This is a genomic window from Alcanivorax sp. HI0083 (assembly GCF_001635175.1).
The window spans coordinates 1-443 of record NZ_LWFX01000450.1; the positions used below are offsets into that span (position 1 = coordinate 1).

General features: G+C 59.1%; 1 protein-coding gene. It reads right to left on the bottom strand.

The genetic code is table 11. The features are described 5' to 3' along the window. Positions 1-443, bottom strand: a 443-nt coding sequence (locus tag A3754_RS04620; protein ID WP_156496793.1) for a TetR/AcrR family transcriptional regulator, incomplete at both ends; no start/stop codon positions are given.

Below are 443 nucleotides of genomic sequence, written 5' to 3' on the forward strand. Positions count from 1 at the left end.
ACTGCTAATGGCATCGCGAACCACCTGTTCTACCATCCTGCCAATAGGCTGGGTGGCGGTCAGGAACTGCTCCCGGCGGCTGGGTGATGACGCCAGCCAGACCACTTCGGTCATGATGTACTGTTCGAGCCGGAAGTGTTCAGGGTAATGCTGGGCAAACAGTGAGTAGGCCAGAGCAAAGCCCAGCATCTTGTCGCGGTTGGGAAGGTCGGAATGGGCGACTTTCTCGAAGTATTCCCGCCGCGTGGTGGTCAGCTCGGTGCAGACCGCGATGAGCAGGTCTTCCTTGGAGGCGAAGTGGTGATAGAGTGTGCCCGTGGCAAAATTGCAGCTGCGGGCAATGGCCGCCATCTGCACGCCCAGCAAGCCTTCATCGCAGAGCTGTTGCCGGGTTGCCTCAATAAAGAGCTGTTCTCTTTCTGCCAGCGCTTGTTCGCGCCCGC